This window comes from Mesorhizobium sp. M7A.F.Ca.CA.004.06.1.1, assembly GCF_003999135.1.
In the GTDB taxonomy this organism is placed as follows: domain Bacteria; phylum Pseudomonadota; class Alphaproteobacteria; order Rhizobiales; family Rhizobiaceae; genus Mesorhizobium.
Genome location: NZ_RZPQ01000597.1, coordinates 1 through 3,687, shown reverse-complemented (window position 1 = coordinate 3,687; position 3,687 = coordinate 1). Strand labels below are relative to the sequence as shown.

Genomic DNA, 3,687 nt, shown 5'->3' with positions numbered 1-3,687 from the left:
GATGGCTTGTCTCCAGCCGTCGAGCGCCCGGTTTCGCGAACCGTATTCTGAGCTGAAGACAGCAAGCCTTGATCGGGATTGCCCGATCGTTTCGCGCTTGCCGCTGTGCAGGCGATCTAAAAAGCGTCGGCAATGCTACTCCGCCGCAACCAGCTCCGCTTGCTGCGCCGATTTCTCGGGGCGCCAGGATTGCGCCGCGTGGCGGGCGCGGTCTGCCAGGGCGGCTAGGCGTCCGCGCAGGTTTCGTCCACCCACCACCGACGACAAGATCACCGAATGCGTCGCAAAGCGGCGCTTGAAATCCTCGCCGCCGCAGAGAAAATCGATCGTGGTCAAGCCCCGGTCAAACGACCACTGGATGTAATCCATCATCAAGACCATCCCCGGCGAGGCCCGTTCGAAGGCCGGATCATAGGTGGTGACGAAAGCCATCATCGTTCCATGCTGCTCGAAATTGATCGAGATGGCGATGATCTCGTCTTCGCGTTCGAGCACGAAGATGCGCAGCAATCCAAGCTTGGCCAGAACGGATATGAGTGCCGCCAGCGCGGGGGAGCCTTCGTCGAAGAGGTCCGAAACGCGGCCGTGTTTTGCAAGCCACAACCGCTTCAGCGCGGCGACGCGCTCCAGCACCGGCTCGCGGGCTTCGTGTGCATCCATCAGGCGGAAACGCAGCGCGCCGCCTTCCTCCATGAATTTGTAGCCACGGCGATAGTTTTGCCGAGTTTTCTTCGACTGGCTTTCAAACCATTGTGCGCCGCGTTGCCCGGCGCCGGAAACTCGATAGCTGACCTCGCTGCGGTGGCTTGGCTGCAAGATATTGCTCTGGCCTGGGGCGGCGGGACCAAGCAGGGTCCGGAATCGGGCATCAGGCAACAGACGATTGAGGTAGGCAAGATCGAAGCCGCCATCGTCGAGGATATGTTGCCAGAGTTGCGGCAGGATCTGTGGCTCGGCATCGGGAGCAACCAGGACATCGCCATAGTCGCAGTGATCTTTCGCCGCCCATTCCAGCATACGGATGCCCGAGCGCCAGAAGGTCGCGAGCGCAATGACGGCCTCGAGACGCTCGCCGCTCCAGACCAGGCCGATCCTGAGACCGCGACGGTCCTGATGCGGTGTGGTGTGCCACCAGGCCGAGATCCAGTCGGGATGCTGGAAAACGAGGCCGCCGGCGCGTTGCCAGAGCGCTGCCCAGGCGGGCGCGATTTCTGCCAGTCGCGCTGGCGAGGTCGCAATTTCGATCCGGTGCGTTCGCGGCATCCGGAACACGGCGGGTCCGTTCATGGCTTCCCCCTTTGCGGCGATTGCTGTGGCTCGGGCTTGTCGGTGCGGAAATGTCTGGCGATCTGCCGCCACATCCGCTTCAGCGGCAGGACATAGAGGCCTGCGAGCGACTGGTAGTCGCGCACGTTGCGTTCGATCAAACCGAACTTGAAGTCCTCGTCGGGTCTCGGAACGCACAGGGTTCCGAAGAGCCGATCCCAGAACGAGAAGAGCAGCCCGAAGTTCTTGTCGTAGTGGCGCGGGTCGGTGCTGTGGTGCAGCTGATGCCAGTGCGGGCACAGGATCAGATTGTTCAACGGTCCAAACGAGATCTTGAAATGCGTGTGCCTGACGAAATCCATCATCAGGATGTTGCGTATGATGTAGACGTTGACGCCGAAGACCGTCAGCTCGACGAGGTTCAGCGACACCAGCGACCAGATGCCGAAGCAGATGCCGGGAATGACGCCGTCCCAGGCCCGGTTCATCAATTCGTCGAGCGGGTGGACGCGATCCTTGGTGATGCCGACCATCACCTCGGCCGAATGGTGAACCTTGTGCAGTTCCCACAGCACCGGGTAGCGGTGCTGGGCGACGTGATAGAGATAGTACGAAATGTCGTAGGCAAGCAGCATGGTGATGGTGAAGATCGTCACCGTCACCGGCCCTGCCGGTCCTTCGATCAGGGGCGGCTGGATCGCCAGCAGCGTGGAGAGCAACCAGTTCGTCGCATAGCCGACGGCGCTGACGAAGACGACGCCGGCGGGCAGCATGAGGAATGGCATCAGCGCCTTCCGCGTCACCCAGAACAAAAGGTCGGCTTTCGCCGAAGGGTGCGTGATGACCTCATGCGGGACTGCGAACTCGAAGAACTCTTTCCAGCTCTTTTTCTCGACCGTGCGCCAGTAGGCGACCAGGGCGCTGACCAAAGCAGTCAGCAACAGAAGTCCGGTCGCCAGCAGGCCGGCGCCGGAAATCCGGTCAAGAACCTTGTAGACGATATCGCTGGCCATTTCCAAGGTTGCCGCCTCTTCATCCGGCTTTTCCGGTCGTCGCGGTCATAACATTGAAGTCCTCAAGCAAATGCGATGAAAATTGGTTAAGAAATCATGAGGCTTTCTAGATTTTAGGCACTTATCGGCAGGCGACGAGACCTCATGCTTCGGCGGTCATCCGTCTCAACCGGCGCAACGATAGATATTCATAGGGTGGTCGGCGTGACGGAACGCCTCACCATCGCCGCAGTCCAATGTGCTGGGCGTGATGATGGGAACGTGAGACGAGATGCTTCCGGCCGGTGCTCTTGCCATCGTCATCGGCTTTCGCCATGAAGGCCGATGAATTCGCCTCTGCCAGCCAGCGCACGCCAGCGGCTCGACGACCTGCTCGTCCAGCGCGGGCTGTTTGCCAGCCGTTCACGTGCCCGCGACGCGGTCGAGCGTGGCACGGTGACCGTCGACGGCGTCATTGCGCGCAAGCCCGGCCAGAGCGTTTTGCCGCAATGCCTTGTTGCCATCGATGATCCGGCGCAAGGCTATGTGTCGCGCGCGGCACTCAAGCTGATCGGTGGGCTCGATCATTTCGGCCTCGACCCTGCCGGCTCTGAAGCGCTCGACATCGGCGCCTCGACCGGCGGCTTCACCCAGGTGTTGCTCGAGCGCGGCGTGGTCCATGTCACCGCGGTCGATGTCGGTCATGGCCAGATGCATCCTGATATCGGCGGCGACCCGCGTGTGACGGTGATCGAAGGACTGAACGCCCGCGACCTCGCCGTTGCCGATCTCAGCGGGCGTATTCCGGATTTCATCGTGTCCGACGTCAGCTTCATCTCGCTGAAACTGGCGCTGCCGCCGGCGCTTGATCTGGCGAAGGCTGGCGCCAAGGCCGTGTTTCTGGTCAAGCCGCAATTCGAGGCGGGCCGTGATGCGATCGGCAAGGGTGGTCTGTTGAAAGATCCCTACGACGCCTCCCGTGTCGCCGGCCTGCTGCAGGATTGGCTGGACTCCGTGCCAGGCTGGCGCTCGCTGGGGCTGCATTTGTCGCCGATCGAGGGCGGCGACGGCAATCGCGAATTCCTGCTCGGTGGGATCAAGGACCGATGAGCGCGCGCTTCAGCATCAGGAAACTTGGCGCTCAGGGCGACGGTGTCGCCGAGACCGAGACAGGCGATCTGTTCATTCCCTTCACACTGCCCGGTGAAACGGTCACCGCCGCGCGCGAAAGGGATCGCGCCATGCTGATGGCGGTGCTGGAAGCATCGCCGCAGCGCATCGATCCCGCCTGCCGCCATTTCACCGAATGCGGTGGTTGCGCGCTCCAGCATTTCGAAGCCGGAGCCTATCGCCAGTGGAAACGCGAAAAAGTGGCGCACATCCTGAAGGGCAAAGGCATCGATTGCGAGATCGGCGAACTGGTCGCCTG

The 3,687-nt window shown here is 61.8% G+C and carries 3 protein-coding genes and 1 pseudogene; 2 read left to right on the top strand and 2 right to left on the bottom strand.

The window, feature by feature from the left end:
* Nucleotides 1-135 precede the first annotated feature (135 nt).
* Both EN906_RS26520 and EN906_RS26515 read right to left on the bottom strand, forming a co-directional pair.
* Nucleotides 136-1,017, bottom strand: a complete 882-nt coding sequence (locus EN906_RS26520; RefSeq protein ID WP_236382844.1) for a GNAT family N-acetyltransferase — start codon at nucleotides 1,015-1,017, stop codon at nucleotides 136-138.
* A 266-nt stretch (nucleotides 1,018-1,283) separates the two neighbouring features.
* Complete coding sequence (locus EN906_RS26515) at nucleotides 1,284-2,279, bottom strand: sterol desaturase family protein (RefSeq protein WP_164748752.1); 996 nt, start codon at nucleotides 2,277-2,279, stop codon at nucleotides 1,284-1,286.
* A gap of 324 nt (nucleotides 2,280-2,603) precedes the next feature.
* Here EN906_RS26515 and EN906_RS26510 point away from each other — a divergent pair, with 324 nt between their 5' ends.
* Together EN906_RS26510 and EN906_RS26505 are read left to right on the top strand one after the other, a co-directional pair.
* Nucleotides 2,604-3,368, top strand: coding sequence for a TlyA family RNA methyltransferase (locus tag EN906_RS26510; protein ID WP_127270328.1), 765 nt, complete (start codon nucleotides 2,604-2,606; stop codon nucleotides 3,366-3,368).
* Nucleotides 3,365-3,687 (top strand): annotated as a pseudogene (locus tag EN906_RS26505) (RNA methyltransferase); the annotation flags it as partial. The gene EN906_RS26510 and the pseudogene EN906_RS26505, both read left to right, overlap by 4 nt.

What these genes read in the sequence shown, in the direction of transcription:
- EN906_RS26520 (WP_236382844.1), bottom strand. Translation starts at nt 1,017, where the DNA reads ATGCTGGAATGGGCGGCGAAAGATCACTGCGACTATGGCGATGTCCTG.
- EN906_RS26515 (WP_164748752.1), bottom strand. Translation starts at nt 2,279, where the DNA reads ATGGCCAGCGATATCGTCTACAAGGTTCTTGACCGGATTTCCGGCGCC.
- EN906_RS26510 (WP_127270328.1), top strand. Translation starts at nt 2,604, where the DNA reads ATGAATTCGCCTCTGCCAGCCAGCGCACGCCAGCGGCTCGACGACCTG.